This window comes from Thermodesulfobium narugense DSM 14796 (assembly GCF_000212395.1).
Taxonomy (GTDB): domain Bacteria; phylum Thermodesulfobiota; class Thermodesulfobiia; order Thermodesulfobiales; family Thermodesulfobiaceae; genus Thermodesulfobium; species Thermodesulfobium narugense.
The window spans coordinates 33927-49776 of sequence record NC_015499.1 but is presented as its reverse complement, the minus strand read 5'-3'; the positions used below and the strand labels follow the sequence as shown (position 1 = coordinate 49776).

The 15850-nt window shown below is 35.6% G+C and carries 13 protein-coding genes; 5 read left to right on the top strand and 8 right to left on the bottom strand.

Annotated features, from left to right (window positions below; genetic code table 11):
* Positions 1 to 10 precede the first annotated feature (10 nt).
* Positions 11 to 2305: an FAD-binding oxidoreductase gene (locus THENA_RS09770; protein WP_013755432.1), complete on the bottom strand. Its 2295-nt coding sequence runs from the start codon at positions 2303 to 2305 to the stop codon at positions 11 to 13.
* Positions 2296 to 3888, bottom strand: a complete 1593-nt coding sequence (locus THENA_RS00250; protein ID WP_013755431.1) for a gamma-glutamyltransferase family protein — start codon at positions 3886 to 3888, stop codon at positions 2296 to 2298. The genes THENA_RS09770 and THENA_RS00250 overlap by 10 nt, the downstream gene beginning before the upstream one ends.
* A 102-nt stretch (positions 3889 to 3990) precedes the next feature.
* Between THENA_RS00250 and THENA_RS00245 the strand changes: the two genes are divergently transcribed.
* Genes THENA_RS00245 through THENA_RS00235 form a run of 3 tightly spaced genes read left to right on the top strand, consistent with a single transcriptional unit; the run spans position 3991 to position 5878 of the window.
* Entirely contained in the window at positions 3991 to 4716 is a 726-nt protein-coding gene (locus tag THENA_RS00245) for an MBL fold metallo-hydrolase (protein WP_013755430.1), read from the top strand.
* 23 nt (positions 4717 to 4739) lie between these two features.
* Positions 4740 to 5396 carry a hypothetical protein gene (locus tag THENA_RS00240; RefSeq protein ID WP_013755429.1) on the top strand — a complete coding sequence of 219 codons (657 nt, stop codon included), beginning with the start codon at positions 4740 to 4742 and terminating at the stop codon, positions 5394 to 5396.
* A complete protein-coding gene (locus THENA_RS00235) occupies positions 5393 to 5878 on the top strand; it encodes a methylated-DNA--[protein]-cysteine S-methyltransferase (RefSeq protein WP_013755428.1) in 486 nt (161 codons plus the stop codon). Before THENA_RS00240 ends, THENA_RS00235 begins: the two co-directional genes overlap by 4 nt.
* 38 nt (positions 5879 to 5916) lie before the next feature.
* Here the strand turns inward: THENA_RS00235 and THENA_RS00230 are convergent, their stop codons facing one another.
* From THENA_RS00230 to THENA_RS00215, 4 genes are all read right to left on the bottom strand, one after another.
* On the bottom strand, positions 5917 to 8103 hold the full coding sequence (locus tag THENA_RS00230; protein WP_013755427.1) for a methyl-accepting chemotaxis protein: 2187 nt from the start codon (positions 8101 to 8103) through the stop codon (positions 5917 to 5919).
* Between the two features lie 201 nt (positions 8104 to 8304).
* Positions 8305 to 9939, bottom strand: a complete 1635-nt coding sequence (gene groL / locus THENA_RS00225) for a chaperonin GroEL (RefSeq protein WP_013755426.1) — start codon at positions 9937 to 9939, stop codon at positions 8305 to 8307.
* A 15-nt stretch (positions 9940 to 9954) separates the two neighbouring features.
* Positions 9955 to 10242, bottom strand: coding sequence for a co-chaperone GroES (gene groES, locus THENA_RS00220; protein ID WP_013755425.1), 288 nt, complete (start codon positions 10240 to 10242; stop codon positions 9955 to 9957).
* Between the two features lie 118 nt (positions 10243 to 10360).
* On the bottom strand, positions 10361 to 11656 hold the full coding sequence (locus THENA_RS00215; RefSeq protein WP_218914882.1) for an MFS transporter: 1296 nt from the start codon (positions 11654 to 11656) through the stop codon (positions 10361 to 10363).
* Positions 11657 to 11826: 170 nt separating this feature from the next.
* Between THENA_RS00215 and THENA_RS00210 the strand changes: the two genes are divergently transcribed.
* On the top strand, positions 11827 to 12663 hold the full coding sequence (locus THENA_RS00210; RefSeq protein WP_013755423.1) for a hypothetical protein: 837 nt from the start codon (positions 11827 to 11829) through the stop codon (positions 12661 to 12663).
* 47 nt (positions 12664 to 12710) lie between these two features.
* Here the strand turns inward: THENA_RS00210 and THENA_RS09465 are convergent, their stop codons facing one another.
* Positions 12711 to 13271: an MORN repeat-containing protein gene (locus THENA_RS09465; RefSeq protein ID WP_013755422.1), complete on the bottom strand. Its 561-nt coding sequence runs from the start codon at positions 13269 to 13271 to the stop codon at positions 12711 to 12713.
* Between the two features lie 89 nt (positions 13272 to 13360).
* Between THENA_RS09465 and THENA_RS00200 the strand changes: the two genes are divergently transcribed.
* Positions 13361 to 14215 carry an MBL fold metallo-hydrolase gene (locus THENA_RS00200; RefSeq protein WP_013755421.1) on the top strand — a complete coding sequence of 285 codons (855 nt, stop codon included), beginning with the start codon at positions 13361 to 13363 and terminating at the stop codon, positions 14213 to 14215.
* Here the strand turns inward: THENA_RS00200 and THENA_RS00195 are convergent.
* Complete coding sequence (locus tag THENA_RS00195; RefSeq protein ID WP_013755420.1) at positions 14208 to 15830, bottom strand: adenine deaminase C-terminal domain-containing protein; 1623 nt, start codon at positions 15828 to 15830, stop codon at positions 14208 to 14210. The genes THENA_RS00200 and THENA_RS00195 overlap by 8 nt on opposite strands.
* Positions 15831 to 15850: the final 20 nt, after the last annotated feature.

Sequence of the window (15850 nt, the reverse complement as noted above, 5' to 3'; positions counted from 1 at the left end):
TAGGAATTTGTCAAGGTTTTTGTAGAAAAATTTTTTTAGGATTCAAAATGTTTTTCGGATCAAAAACAAATTTTATAGCTTTTGCAAGTTCAATAGTGCTTTTATCAAATTCTAGTTCAATATAAGGTGCTTTCATGTATCCAATCCCATGTTCTCCAGAAAGCGTACCACCAAGTTTAAGTGCTAATTCGAATATTTCTCCTATAGCATCTTGAACTCTTTTCATTTCTTCTTTATTTCTTTTATCAGTAAGTATATTTGGGTGAAGATTCCCATCACCAGCGTGACCAAAAATTATTATTTTCAAAGAGTATTTCTTTGCAATCGAATTTATCCCTCTGATCATTTCTACAATTTTCGAACGCGGGACAGTTGCATCTTCAGAAATCTTTGTTGGAGCTATTTTCCCACAAGCGGGAGATATTGCTTTTCTTAAATCCCAGATTTTATTCATTTCAAAACTATTCTTTGCCAAAATAAAATCTAAACCTCTCAAAGTCAAAAAATTTTTAAGAGTACTTACAAGAGATTCTACCTCTTTCTGTGTACCATCAACCTCAAGGATAAGAAGAGCATTTGTATCAATAGATAAATCAAAAAAAACATACTCTTTCACTATGTCTATAGCAGTTCTATCCATTATTTCAAAAGTTTTGGGAACTATACCCAAGCTAATTATATCGTTTATACAAGCTGCGGCATCTTCAAGATCTTTGAAGTTTATTAAAAAGAGTTCTCTTGCTTCAGGTTTTCTTAAAAGTCTTAAACCCACTTTTGTAAAAATACCAAGAGTACCTTCAGAACCAATAAACAAAGAGAGAATTTCTGGATTTTGAAATGCGTCAACATTTATAATGCTCCCATCTGACAGGACAACTTCTATAAATTCAACATAATCTCTAGTTACCCCATATTTAAAACACATTGGACCCCCTGCGCACTCAGATACATTGCCACCAAGAGTACACCATGCACTGCTTGCTGGATCAGGTGGATAAAACAGATCGCTTTTGGAAGCTAAATCTGCCAGATCCTTTGTTACCACACCAGGCTCTACAACGGCCAAATAGTTTTCTAAATCAAGCTCAATAATTCTATTCATTTGCGTTAGCACAAGAGAGATGCCACCTTTTAATGGCACGCTCCCGCCTGAAAGGTTAGAACCAGCTCCTCTACAGGTAACAGGAATATAATGTTTGAATGCAAGATTTAGAACTCTGGATATCTGTTCAGTGCTTTTTGCAAAAACAACAACGTCCGGCAAGGAACTTTTAAAAGTTGCATCATAAGAATATAAGTATAAATCCTCTAAATTGTCAGTAATATATTTCTTATCTATAACTTTTTCAAGCTCTCTTTTAAAATCAGAGTATGAAATTTGGCTTTTAAAATCGCTAAAGCTTAGATTATTTTTTTCTAATGTGTTTAAAATATTTTTCTTTAAAAGATCAATTTTGTAATTTGAGTTAAGATCATAGTAGTAAGTTTTATCCTTTTGAAATTTTTGCAGAAGTACTCTTTCAAAAGCTTTTAAATCGTTTATGTTTTTAAAAATCAAACAGCACAACCCTATAAGTGGAAAGAGTATTTCATAGCAGTTAATGTTTAAATCCTTTACTATATTTTCAATTTGTGTTGTCTTACTAACAAAATCTGTTTTGTTTAATTTTATTTTTTTAATCAACCCTTCTTCATTTGGGAAATCCAGGTTAAAAATTTCATTGCTTTCCAGAATATCTATATTCAAAAAGTTTAGTTGATTTTTAAGGTATTTTTCTAACTTTTTTTCAACAACAATTGATGCAATAAATTTACCAAAAAATTCTTTTTTCCGGATCAAATAGAAAGAAAACGGTTCATATTTTAACTTTTTTAAAGTAGAACACAGGTTTACAAGCTGAGTAATATCTTCAAGGAAGAAATTAAAATCTATTTTTTCCTTTTTTGGATGAATCCTTAAGATTATTTTTTTTGGGAAAGCTAAATCCTTAAAACCTAATAAAAACCTTGTAAAGTCGTAGCCGCTTGCACATTTTAATACCTTTTTATCTAAGTTTATTTCTCCTCCAAAGTTTGTTTCAAAAGTTGCGCCCAAAGCAAAGTTAAAGATAGTACCATAGAGATGATGCGATGGGTTGGGCAACTTTAAGTGAAACAAGTCAACAACTCTCAATTGCAAGTAAAGTTGATTAAGAGTTGGCAAGAATACAAGAGCTTCTTCAGACAACTTTTTATTTAAGTCTTTAATTAGAATATTTGGATCAACAACAAGTACTTGATTTATATTATCTATTTCTAATAACATGCAGGATACCCATCGGCTCTTGGCTCTGATCCCCCCACATAAACTTTGTTGTCCAATTTTATAATTATTTGCCCTCTACCAAAACTTATTGAGTCAGAAGTAACCTCAATATCGTGCCCTCTTCTTACAAGATCATCAACTATGCTTTTGTCAATTTTGTTCTCAAAAAGCACCTTTTTCCCGCCAAGCCATTGAAATCTTGGAGCATCAAGTGCAGCCTGTGGGTTATCTAAAAAGTTAATCATATTTACAAGAACCTGAACATGTCCTTGTGGCTGCATAAAGGCGCCCATCACCCCGAATGGGCCAATTGCATTGTTATCTTTCAATATAAAACCAGGAATAATCGTGTGATATGGTCTTTTTTTAGGAGCTATACAATTAGGATGCCCTTCTTCAAGCACAAAATTAGCCCCCCTATTATGCATTGAAATTGCAGTGTCTTCTATCACTATTCCAGAACCAAACCCCATGTAATTGCTCTGTATATAACTTACCATATTTCCATCTTTATCTGCTGTACAAAGATATACAGTATTGCCACAATAGGTATTCTGAACTTTTGGCAAAAAGGCTTTATCCAATATAGCTCCCGCTTTGTTAAGACCGTACTCCTCACTAAGAAGCTCTGAAATGTCTTTTTTCATGTATTTAATATCTCCAACTGAAGAGAGAGCTTCCTCAAAAGAGAGCTTTATTGACTCAATACACCTGTGAAAATACGAACTATCTCTTGAAATATCAAAATGCTTTAATATATTTAGAGCCATAAGAACAACTAGGCCCTGAGAGTTAGGCGGAATCTCAACAATATCATATCCACGATAATTTAACTTTAGTGGCTCTACCCATTCGCCTTTAAAATCTCTTAAATCAGTCTCGATTATATAACCGTTATGTTTTTTGAAAAAGGAAACAATCTTCTCAGCTATCTTGCCATCATAAAAGGACTTACAATTAGTGAGGGCTAATTCCTCCAGCGTTTTAGAAAGGTTTAGATTTTTAAATATTGAAGCAGGCTTTGGAGGGCCATCCTTTGCGAAATTCTCAAACCAGTGTTTGAATTCATCGCCTTTTTGTTCTAGAATGGCGTTATAAAAGCTCTTCCATAACCTAGAAATTGTTGGCGATACAGGATACCCATAGCGCGCCAAATCTATTGCAGGAGCAAATACTTCAGATAGCTTTAATTTTCCAAACTTCGAGGATAGCTCTCTCCAGCCCCACACTACTCCTGGAACAGTAATAGGCTCAAAGCCAAATTTAGGCATCTTTTTGAAGCCTTTTTTGATTAATAGATTAAGATTTATATTTGAAGGAGCAAAACCGCTTGAATTTAGAGCATAAAGTTGTGAATCTTTCCAGACTATGACAAAACAGTCCCCTCCAATTCCGCATGAGGTTGGTTCGACCACAGTAAGAGCAACAGCCGCAGCCAAAGCCGCATCAACAGCATTACCTCCCTTTTGCAGAATAGTTAACCCCGCCTGAGATGCAAGCGGCTGAGTAGTAAGAACCATTCCATTTTTTGCAAAACAAACGTGTCTTTCTGAAGGGTAGGGGTATCTTTGAAAGTCAAACATCTTTCACCTCGTTTTTTATAGTGGTTTCTTAAAATTATATATTGTTATGAGAAAAATTCTTCTATAATATTATTATTAAAAATAAAAAATACTGGGGGAAAAATGAACAGGTTAAGAGTGGTATTGCAAGGATACCCCCTGAAGTCAAACAGGGGATGGCTTGGATGGTGCAATGTAGTCTTGATGTTAACTTCTGAGGGCTATTTTCTCTTTGATACAGGAAGCTATGGAGATAGAAGAGAACTTTTAGACTCTTTAGACAATTTGGGGATTGCTTTATCAGAGATAAAGGGAATATTCCTTACTCACTTTCACTTTGATCACGCAATAAATATTGAGCTTTTTGAAAACGCTAAAATTTATCTATCTGAGAGAGAATACAACTATATTACAAGTTCGTCTTTCGAAAAATCATCAGATCTTTATGTGCCCAAATCTATGATCAGCTATCTTCTAAGTAGAAACCCAATTCTCCTAAGGGACAATGAAAGAGTATTAGATGACATTGTAGCAGTAGATTTGCCAGGTCACACTCCAGGCTCTATGGGATATCTCTTAGAGAGGACAAAAACTTTGATCGGAGGAGATGCTATAAAAAACATTAAAGAATTTTATAATGAATTAGATACCCTTCTAGTTTTTGGCGACATAAAGGATTACAGAGAGTCGCTAAAGAGGGCAAAAAAAATAGCAATTAACTTTGTTCCAGGTCATGACTCAATCTTTAGTTTTGAAAAAGACGTCAAGAAATTAACAGATTTAGAGGTTATAATTTATAGCAACACAAATTGGAAAGAGACAGCTCCAAAGGAATTTAAAATTACTTAAAATATAATGAAGGAGAATAATTTATGAAAAGGTTTACATTTATCTTTTTAATCTTAACGTTACTTGCTTTTACAAACACTTCATACGCAGAATTTAGCTTTAACAACATATCTCAAAGCGATTTTTTGCTCAAGCAAGGGGAGACAAACCTTGTTTTACCAGGAGAATACTTTGAAATCAAAATCAATGAAAAAGATAACAGTAATTTTTCCATAGATTATGATAAAAGTCTCGTAGAATTAACTAGAGAAGAAAGTTTGCCAGATAGCAAAATCTATTATTTCAAAGTAATTTCTGATAAGACTTCATACACAAAGATAGTTGCCAAGTCAAACAAAGAGAATTTAAAGCCTCTTACGTACGACGTTTACATATCAACGCCGCATGACATACCTTTAGTAACAATTAAGGATATACATGACAATCCCGAGAAATTTGTAAATAAATTTGTCAGGTTAAATGCTAGATTTCTTGGCTGGTCTAGGCCAACCAATACGAACGATATTTGGGGTGCTCTAGTCACTAAGTCAGATACTGTAATAGAAGACAACACTGGCGCCGCCTTCATATCAGGAACAAACTTTATGTATAAAACTGACAGTGCCGTTTCTTTTATAGCAAAAGTAAAGCCAGATGAAAAAGCTGGATTTGAAATTAGATTGGTAAAGCTTCTCAAATGATTTATTTTTCTTCTCTGCCATATAAGTATTCAAATATATACGTAATTAAAGAAAATGACTTTGTTACAAGACTTTTTCTTAATGACTCTAGCTTTTCATATTTTTATGAGGAGTTTAAACCAAAAAGAAACGACTTAATTTTAGAAGATGAAATTACACAATTAGCTGAATATTTGAATAGAAAGAGAAAAAGTTTTAATATTAAATTTAAACTTTTGGGCACTAACTTTGAAAAGCTTGTTTGGGAAAGAATATTATCCATAGAATACTCAGATGTCAAAACATATTCTGATATTGCAACAGAAATCAAAATGATCTCTGCTACAAGAGCAGTGGGCAATGCCTGTCGGAAAAATGTACTCCCAATTATTGTTCCATGTCACAGGGTTGTTTCAAAAAAAGATTTAGGCGGATTTTTTGGCAAAAAAAGTGAATTTCTTACAATTAAATCCTATCTTTTAAATTTAGAAAGGGCTTCTTGAAGAAGCCCTTTCTATAAGAACTTTAAGTTTTTAAAATTCTATAGCTTAAATTTATCCACTTCTTTGTCAAGTCCTTCTACCTTTTCCTTAAGAGATGCCGAAATCCCTTTAAGCTGCTCCATCATTCCAGTCTGCTCCTGGGTGGTAGCACAAATCTCCTCTGTAGATGCAGCGCTCTCTTCTGCTATTGCAGCTACGTTTTCAACCTCTTTTTGAACCTCTAGTGCAGCATCGTTCATTTCATTGGCACTAGCTGAATACTCTTCTGAAAGGGCAGCAAGGTTACTGACATTTGTTTCAATATTTTTTATACCACTTGTAACTTCGTTAACGCTCTCTCTTGCCCTTGTTATCTGCTTTAAAAGTCCAGCAATGTTAACAGTGATCATATTAAAGGACTCCATAACTTCGGAGGATAAAGACCTGCCCGCATCTACCTCAGAAAGCGCCTCTGTCATAGAAGCTGATGCAGCTTTAGTTTCCCTTCTAGTTTCGTTAATCAAGTTAGCTATTTCGTTTGCTGCCTTTTGTGACTCTTCAGCAAGCTTTCTAACTTCATCAGCTACTACTGCAAAGCCTCTTCCCGCATCTCCTGCTCTTGCCGCCTCAATAGCAGCATTCAAAGCCAAGAGATTTGTTTGATCGGCTATATTTGAAATCAAGTCAACGATCTTTCCAATATCATCAGACCTCTGATCGAGAGTGCCAATATTTCTGGACAAATCGTCAACTGCTTTTGCAATCCTCTCTGCCAGCTCTTCTCTCTTTTTAAGTATCTCATGACCGTTTTTGGCCTTTTTATCAACTGTATTAGCAAGGTTATTAACTCCCAAAGCAGCCTTTTGAAGCGTATCGGTGCTCTTTGCAATATTTGCAATGCTTTCTGCAATTGAAGAAGCGTTTGTGGCTTGTTCCTCTGCTCCCTTTGCAATAGCGCTAATACCTCTAATGAGCACCTGAGCGCTATTGGTCAACTTTTGTGCAATATTAGAAAGATTTTCTACACCCTTTGCAGTTCCTTCAGAGGTTCTAGATGCCTCCTTTGCTGCAGATGATACAGAATCTGATACTTTAAGCAATTGTTCTGAAATCTTTAGGATCTCATCCGATGAAGAGTTGATGTTAGAGATAATGCTTACAAGACTCTGCCTCATTTTTTCAATGGATTTCGCAATGGTTCCCATCTCGTCTTCGTATACCCGCTGCATTTTAGTGCTAATATCCCCTCTTGCTATCCTCTCTATTCCGTCAACAGTTTTATATATAGGTTTCATCAAGAATATCTCCAGGGCAAAGAGAAGAAGGGCCATACCAATAACAATTGCAAGTAAGTTAAGACCAAATTGAATCAAAGTGAAGTTAAACAGCTGAGAATCATAAAATTCAGCGCTTTTTGCTACAAAAAACATTCCTATTACTTTACCATCAATATCTTTCAATGGTGCATAGTATGAATAGTAAGGCTTGCCAAATAAAGTATTTTTAATCTGCAAAGGCTTACCTTCCTTTAAGACAGTGTCTATAACCTTTGGGTTATCCATCTTTGTTCCAATAGCCCTTGAACCATCTTGTTTTTTAAGAGTGGTACTCACTCGCGTGTCGTTATCAAAAAACGTTGCCTCTGCGCCCATCTTTTCTTTGATCTGATCTACGATAGAAGTAGACCCTGATATCATCATTCCTGTAGAAACAGCGCCAATAATCTTACCTGTTTCATCCTTTATTGGAGCACCAGCTCTAATAGAAAGTCCACTAACATTACCTTTAGAAATCCCCGCTACCACCTCTCCTTTAAGAGCTTTCTCTACTTCAGCAGCCTCTTTTAACACGTCAAGTCTTTTTCCAGGATCGTGTCCTCTCATTAAAACCTGTCCCTGAGGGTTTACAACTGTAACGAAAAATCCGGGATGGTCTTTTACATAGTTAACTAAGATAGTCTGAAGTTGCGCCATGTTATTAGTCTTGATCGCAGAAATTACATCTTGCTCCTTTGAAACCAATATAGCCATTTGCTTTGCTGTTGAAATGTCGCTATCAAGAAGCATGTTTGCACCGTCATAAAGTGTTTTTACGTCATAGTTTGCAGAGATATCAAATGCATTTTTTAGCTGCAAAAGCCCTCCGCCCGAAAGAAATAGACCAAAAACAAGAAAGCTTACAAAGACAGAAAATCCTAACTTCTTTCTTAAAGATAGATCTAAAAAAAACTTAAAGAACTTTTTCATATACTGCCCCCTTAAAAGCGTAATGATAATTATTTCTAGATATAAGTTACTTTTATAATAGTATTATATAGCAAAAAAATAAAAAAAATTAATTTTTAATATAATTTAGTATATTCTAATTACTAGTTATTAAATTTATAAAACAAAAACCCCTCCATTTCTGGAGGGGTGAAGTATTTAAAAGTAAAATCTAACTAGTCTTTAGAAATCTCCCATGCCGCCCATGCCGCCCATGCCGCCTGGTGCTGCAGGAGCTGACTCTTTCTTTGGCTTATCGGCAACAAGAGTATTAGTAGTAAGTATCATACCAGCGATTGATGCAGCATTTTGGACTGCTGAACGAGTTACCTTCGCAGGATCTACAATCCCACTTTTAACCATATCAACATATGTTCCGTTAGAAGCGTCAAATCCAATACCAGGTTTTTCCTCTTTTAGTCTTGCAACAACAACTGACCCTTCAAATCCAGCATTTGAAGCTATTTGCTTACAGGGAACCTGAAGCGCCTTCTTAACGATGTCGAGTCCTACCTTTTCCTCACCCTCAAATTGCAAATTGTCAAGAGCCTTCAAGGCGTGTATCAAAGTTGCACCGCCTCCTGGGACAATCCCTTCTTCAACTGCGGCACGAGTAGCCGAAAGAGCATCCTCCATACGGTGTTTCTTTTCCTTAAGTTCAGTTTCTGTAGCAGCTCCCACTTTGATTACAGCTACTCCGCCTGAAAGCTTGGCCAAGCGTTCTTGAAGCTTTTCTCTGTCATAATTGGAATCTGTCTGCTCGATTTCCTTTTTGATCTGGGCAATTCTTCCTTTGATAGCTTCAACAGAGCCCTTTCCATTGATTATTGTAGTCTTTTCCTTTGTAACTTTTACTTTTTCAGCTCTTCCAAGGTTCTCAATCTTGGTATTTTCAAGCTTCAAACCTACATCCTCTGATATCACATCTCCACCAGTGAGTATAGCTATATCCTGAAGCATAGCCTTTCTTCTATCGCCAAATCCCGGAGCCTTTACAGCAACTACGTTTAGAGTCTTTCTCAGTTTGTTTACAACAATCGTCGCAAGTGCCTCGCCTTCTAGATCTTCAGCAATAATAAGCATCGGCTTGCCATTTCTAGCTATTTCTTCAAGAATAGGCAAGATATCTTTCAAGGCACTTATCTTTTTATCGGTAATTAAGATATATGGTTCATCGAGCTCCGCTTCCATTCTTTCGGGATCAGTAACAAGATATGGAGACACATAACCTTTATCAAACTCCATACCTTCAACAATATCAACGCTAGTTTCAATGCCTTTAGACTCTTCCACAGTTATAACGCCATCTTTCCCAACTTTGTCCATTGCTTCAGCAACCTTTTCACCAATAAACCTATCGTTGGCTGAAATGGTTGCTACCTGTGCGATAGCCTCTTTGGTCTCAACAGGCAGACTCATTTTCTTGATCTCTTGAATTACAACATCAACTGCCTTCTCTATTCCTCTCTTAATTGAAAGAGGTGAAGCGCCCGCTGCAACCATTTTAAGTCCTTCTTGAACCATAGCCTGAGCGAGTACAGTTGCGGTTGTTGTACCATCACCCGCTATATCATTAGTTTTAGAAGCAACTTCTTTTAAAAGCTGAGCTCCCATATTTTCATATGGATCTTCTAACTCAATTTCCTTAGCGATGGTTACGCCGTCATTAGTAATGGTAGGCGATCCCCACTTTTTCTCCAACACAACATTTCTTCCTTTTGGTCCTAAAGTTACCTTTACAGCATCAGCAACAGCATTTACACCTTTTTCAAGTGCTCTCCTTGCCTCTTCATCAAATGCTATCATTTTAGCAGCCATAAATTCACCTCCTGATTATCCTTTAATAGCGTATATATCGCGTTCTGAAAGGATTAGATAATCCTTCGAGTTAATCTTAATTTCTGTGCCACCATACTTGGCAAACACAACTCTGTCCCCTACTTTTACTTCCAGTGGGACCCTCGTCCCATTGTCAAGAATCCTTCCTGGTCCAACCGCTACAACAATACCTTCTTGTGGTTTCTCTTTTGCGGTGTCTGGCAGCACAATGCCAGATACAGTCTTCTCTTCAGCTTCCACAGGCTCTACAATTATGCGATCGCCCAATGGTTTAAGATTCATAGAATCACCTCCATAAGTTTTTAACAATTGTTAGCACTCAATTAAGATGAATGCTAACAATAGATATTATATTGTCTCAGAACTAAATGTCAAGAGGCAAAATACAGATATTTTAAAATTACAGGCTGTCAGTTGGACGTTTTTTTGGCAGTGTAAAAATTAATATTCCGGAAACGATTAAACACAGGGCTAAACACAAATATGCCAGAGTATATGATCCTGTATAACTTTTTACAATGCCAATTAAAAATGGACCTACCCATCCTCCAATATTTCCAATAGAATTAATCAAACCAATTGCTCCCGCAGCTGCAGTTTCTGATAAAAAAGTAGTAGGAATAGACCACCACACTCCCATTCCACTATATACTCCTATTGCAGCAAAGTTAATAAAAACAAAATTTAAAACTGGGTCGTGAATAAGAACGGTACCGGCAAGACCAATTGCTCCTATAAAAAGAGGCAAAGCTACATGTAATCTTTTTTCACCTTTTCTGGAAGACGAATTGCCAACAATTAAAAATCCTATTAAAGAAAGAACCATTGGGATTGTAACCAAAAAGCTAACATTGGCGTTAGATAAACCTGAAACAGATTTCAATACGGTAGGCAGCCAAAAGCCAAAACCCCAAAAACCTACAATCCACATGAAGTATATAAAACCAAGTTTCAAAACTTCTAAATCTTTTAACCCATCCCACAAAGTATATTTCTTTACATTGTTTTTTGCTGTTATTTCATGTTGGTAAAGTTCTGAAAAAATTTTCTTTTCTTCGCTGGATAGCCAGTTTACATCCTTTGGCCAATCCTTTATCCAAAACCACAAAACTATACCAAGTACAAGAGATAAACATCCCTCTACTAAAAATAAGAGCTGCCAACCTGCCAAATTAAAAATTGACATTCCAATTAAGATCCCGGCCAAAGGCGATCCTAAAATGCTTGCAACCAATAAGGATGTGAGCATAACGGAAATTGCTCTGGCCCTTTCGTTTGGAGCAAACCATCTTGGGAAAAAGATGGCATAGCATACAGGGTAAAAGCTTGCTTCAGCAGCTCCTATTAAAAATCTAACAATATAAAATTCAATGGGAGTTTTAACAAACATCATCAAAGTTGTAGCAATGCTCCAGGTGATAAGAATTCTTACAATCCATTTTGAGGCGCTCCACTTTGCTGCAAATATTGCACCAGGCACTTCAAAGAGTACATATCCCCAAAACAAAATGCCTGCACCAAAACCAAAAACCTCTGGAGTAAAGCCCAAAGCTTTATTCATAGTTAGCGCTGCGTAGCTCAGATTGAGGCGATCGAGAAATGCCAATACAGAAGCAATAAATAATGGCAAAATAACATTGAAATACCTCTTGCCTAAAGTTCTTTTCAATACCTCATCTACCTGAGTTTTATCCACCACCAAAACCTCCCTTGAAAATAGTATTACGTAATTATATAGTAAAAACTTATAAAAATTTAAAATTACATTTATAAACAAGATTGATAATTAATTTGAAAACTTCTAAATTTTTAAATTTAAGATATATAATATGCATATACTAAATTATAAATTTTTAAGGAGAGAACATGATAAGACGCCTTTTTTCTGCAATACTCTTCTTTATTTGTCTATTATTTGCTCCTTTTAACGCTGTAGCAAGTGCCGATATCTTTAACTTGATAATCAGACCTGGAGTTACTCAGAACGAAATTGATAATGTTAATTTAGCACTTAATACCACCAAAGAGATGATCAAAGATTATGGCTTCGTATTGAACGAAAGAATAAATGTGGTCTTAACAAGTGACAAAGAGGACTATAAAAATGCTTTAATTGAGTACTTTCATTATTCAGAGGCTTTAGCAGAAAAGGAAGCAAATATATCAGGAGGGGAAAGCTCTACAAAAGAGCCTATTGTTATAATCAGGGGCTCTGATAGGCTTGACAAGTATAAAGCAGAAGCATTTAGAGTCCTTCCACACGAGATCTTTCACCAAGTACAAAGACAATATGGAAAGCAAACAAATGTGCCAATATGGTTTGACGAGGGAACTCCAGAGGCATTTAGGTATATTGCCCAGGTAAAAGCTGGTATTACTTCAAAAGAGATAGCGTTTCAAGATCCGCTTGCAAGACTGAACATGTACGTAAAGTTAACCCATAACTCTTTACCAAACCCAGAAACTTTAAATGAAGCTACCTGGAGAGATTGTATGTCAAAAAAGATTCCCGTGTACCCTCTTGCCACTCTTATGGTTCTTCACTTAACAGGGGATAATTTTACAAAAATTCAAGAAGTATATAGGCTTATGCACGAAAACGTGTCCTGGAGCAGAGCCTTTACTAAGGTATTTGACGTTACACCCAATGATTTTTACAAAGACGTTATGGAAAAGATAAACTTTGAAATTGAGCACTCATAACTTTTAATTAACTAAAACATTTCTACACAAAGCCAATATTGCAAATTTTATTTGCCTAAGAAAACGTTCTCTTTCCAAAGACCGTCATAAATAATTTTGCCCTTAGAATCTCTAAAAGTTCCATAGCCGTCTCTTAGACCATTTTTAAACTCGCCCGTATAAACATTGCCATCTTTATATTTTATCGAACCCTTTCCGTTATAAAGGCCTCTTTTAAACTCGCCTTCGTATGAAACAACGTTTGAATTTTTGTTTAAATATTCGATCTTGCCAAAACCGTCAAAAACGCAGCCTTTTACATCTCCTTCATATTTATAGTTTGGGGTCTCAATTGTTGCATGTCCTTCTCGCACGCCGTCTTTCATAAATCCAGAATATTTATAAAGCTCGTTTCCATTCTTGCCATAGAGAACAAAAACGCCTTCACCGTTTGCTAAACTGTTTTCACATGGTCCTGACCACGAGAGTGACTCACCATCTTCTAAAGGTCTTAACAACTTAACCTGACAAGAAGAGTTAGGATCTTCTACCTTTACAAAATCAGCAAAAGCAATCCGTTGGAAAACAAAAAGACAAAATAAAATTATTAGCATTTGAAAATATCTCAAAGCGTGTGCCCCCTTCAATCTTTTTTTTAATTTATCATAAAATATCTCAAATGACAATAAATTAAAGTTCCGTTTGATATAATAAAAAAATGGAAGAGAAATTTACGATAGAAACGATTACTGGAAAGACTTCATACATCCCAGGTTCAGTTAACTGTGGATTTTATGAGACCTGTATGATAGACACCCCATGGGAAATGCACAACCACAAAAAGATAAACCCACAATATTTACTTCTAACTCATGGACATGCAGATCACTTTAGAATGGCTTTTTTATTTAGGGGCAAGGGAGCAAAAATAGTTGCTCCTAAAGAGGAGTGCATATTTGTAGAAAACCCGGAAATTAACGTAAGGGCAACATTTAGTTGGGCTATACCACCAGATGCAATGATCAGCTCTCTTATGAAGGGCGTTCCTTGCAAAGTTGATATATATAGCGAAAACTTTTTCTATCCAGGTATTACTGTAGTCCCTTTGCCAGGACATTCTATATCTCAGGTGGGATATCTAACATCTGACAAAATTTTTTTCACAGGAGATGCTTTATACACAAAAGAATTATGGAATACTTTTCCGCTGCCATATTCAATTGATCCTTTGCTTGTAAAAAACTCTCTTGAAAGAATAGCTAACATTGACTTCGATTACCTTGTTCCAGGTCATGGTAAAATTCTATCCAAAAAAGAAGCGATAGAAGAAATAGGGTATCATATAGAGAGAATTAACGAAATAGACAATCTCATTCTCAGGCTTTTAGAATCTCCTTGTTCCACAGAAGAGATAATTTCAGACGTCTTGTCATCACTTGAAATAAACAATTCTCTCGCCCAATATTGGATTGCAGTAACCGTTATAAAGAGCCACCTAAGCGCCCTTACCAGGATAAATAAAGTTGATTTCTTTCTGGAAAACGCAAGGGTTTATTGGGAAAGGGTTAAATAAACTCAAACTTATCGACATTAAAAAGGCCGTTAACAGTAAGCTTTACATGACCAATCACTTCAAGCGCCATAAAGCTTAAAGTGCCAAGAGGATCACTTAAAATAGAACCATTTTTTCTAATAGCATCGTTTAACTTATCCAATTCAGAAATTAGATTGTCTTCGTCTAAGCCTGACAGTATACCGGCAAGAGGCAATCCTACCTGTGTGAAATATTCTCCATCAAAATAGACAAGACCACCTTTTAAGTCGAAAACCCTCTCAACGGTCTTTTTGATAGATAAATCGTCTGCTCCCACACATATAACGTTGTGACAATCGTGAGAGATAGATGTTGCGATTGCCCCTTTTTTTAATCCAAAACCCTTAATCTTACACGCTGAGCCTTTATTTTTTTCATATCTTGATATCACTACTAACTTTAGAATGTCTTCACATAGATCAAATTCTTCTTTATTAGTAACAATCAAATCTGTAATAAGGCTTTTGTCTCTCACAAGAATACAAAGAGATTTTACTTTATCGTCAATTGAAGGCACTGAAATTTCATCTTTGTTTACTCTAAAAGAATTAAAGAATAATTTAGAAAATTTCTTTTTTTTAGAATTAAAATTATCTATTATTCTCCCACTAATTATTATTTTATCTATTTCAAAATCCTTTAAGTCTTTAAATAAAACTAGGTTTGCAAAATTGCCCTCTTTAATTTGAGAATACCTATTCAAACCATAATGATTAAGGGTATTGTAAGTAGCAGCTCTAAGCGCAAAAATAGGATCTGTGCCCAGTTTTATAGCTTTTCTTAAATTAAATATTACACTACCAGTTTTTCTAAGATCAAAAACGCTTTTATCATCAGTACAAAAACCCACTTTATCTGGGTATTGAGCAATTATTTTATAAGCCGAATCTTCAGTAGTCTCAGCGCTACCCTCCCTGATAAAAACAAACATTCCTGCATCTATCTTGCTTTTTAGATCTTCGTAGCTCTCGCTTTCATGATCGTCTGCAATGCCCTTTGAAACGTATCTTTTCAACAATTCAAAATCTTTAAAAGGGAAGTGACCGTTAATTAAGATATTTTTCTTCTTTGCAAGATCTAAAATTGACCTATAAGGTTCATCTTCATTTATAACCCCATATACGTTCATCATCTCTCCTATAGAGATTACATCAGGCTCTTCTACAAGCTTCTTAATGTTTTTAGCTGTTATCTTTGACCCTGATTTCACAAATCTCGTAGCTGGAACACATGACGGTATAGCAAAAAATATTTTTGACAAAGAGTTTTTAGCATCTTTCATAAAGAGCCTTATTCCCTTTACCCCCAATATATTTGCAATTTCATGATTATCTGAAATCACATAAAGAGTTCCTGATTTCGCTACAAGATTGCCAAAAACAGAAGGAGGAAGCATTGAACTCTCTATATGACAGTGGCCATCAATTAATCCTGGAGAAAGTACTTTGTTTTCAGCTTCAACTATTACCTTTGCTTCAATATTTTCTTTGCCTACATATGAAATTAGATTTTCTCTTATTCCAACAGAGGTTTTTATAAATATATTTTTTTTAAAATCAGGTATAAAACAGTTATAAATTGCAACGTCAAACATTAACTTACCTCCAGGTTATT

Excerpts from the sequence above, each read along its gene's own strand:
- THENA_RS09770 (WP_013755432.1), bottom strand. The coding sequence starts at position 2,305 with ATGTTATTAGAAATAGATAATATAAATCAAGTACTTGTTGTTGATCCA.
- THENA_RS00210 (WP_013755423.1), top strand. The coding sequence starts at position 11,827 with ATGATAAGACGCCTTTTTTCTGCAATACTCTTCTTTATTTGTCTATTA.
- THENA_RS00245 (WP_013755430.1), top strand. The coding sequence starts at position 3,991 with ATGAACAGGTTAAGAGTGGTATTGCAAGGATACCCCCTGAAGTCAAAC.
- groES (WP_013755425.1), bottom strand. The coding sequence starts at position 10,242 with ATGAATCTTAAACCATTGGGCGATCGCATAATTGTAGAGCCTGTGGAA.
- THENA_RS00230 (WP_013755427.1), bottom strand. The coding sequence starts at position 8,103 with ATGAAAAAGTTCTTTAAGTTTTTTTTAGATCTATCTTTAAGAAAGAAG.
- THENA_RS00195 (WP_013755420.1), bottom strand. The coding sequence starts at position 15,830 with ATGTTTGACGTTGCAATTTATAACTGTTTTATACCTGATTTTAAAAAA.
- THENA_RS00250 (WP_013755431.1), bottom strand. The coding sequence starts at position 3,888 with ATGTTTGACTTTCAAAGATACCCCTACCCTTCAGAAAGACACGTTTGT.
- THENA_RS00200 (WP_013755421.1), top strand. The coding sequence starts at position 13,361 with ATGGAAGAGAAATTTACGATAGAAACGATTACTGGAAAGACTTCATAC.
- groL (WP_013755426.1), bottom strand. The coding sequence starts at position 9,939 with ATGGCTGCTAAAATGATAGCATTTGATGAAGAGGCAAGGAGAGCACTT.
- THENA_RS00235 (WP_013755428.1), top strand. The coding sequence starts at position 5,393 with ATGATTTATTTTTCTTCTCTGCCATATAAGTATTCAAATATATACGTA.
- THENA_RS00240 (WP_013755429.1), top strand. The coding sequence starts at position 4,740 with ATGAAAAGGTTTACATTTATCTTTTTAATCTTAACGTTACTTGCTTTT.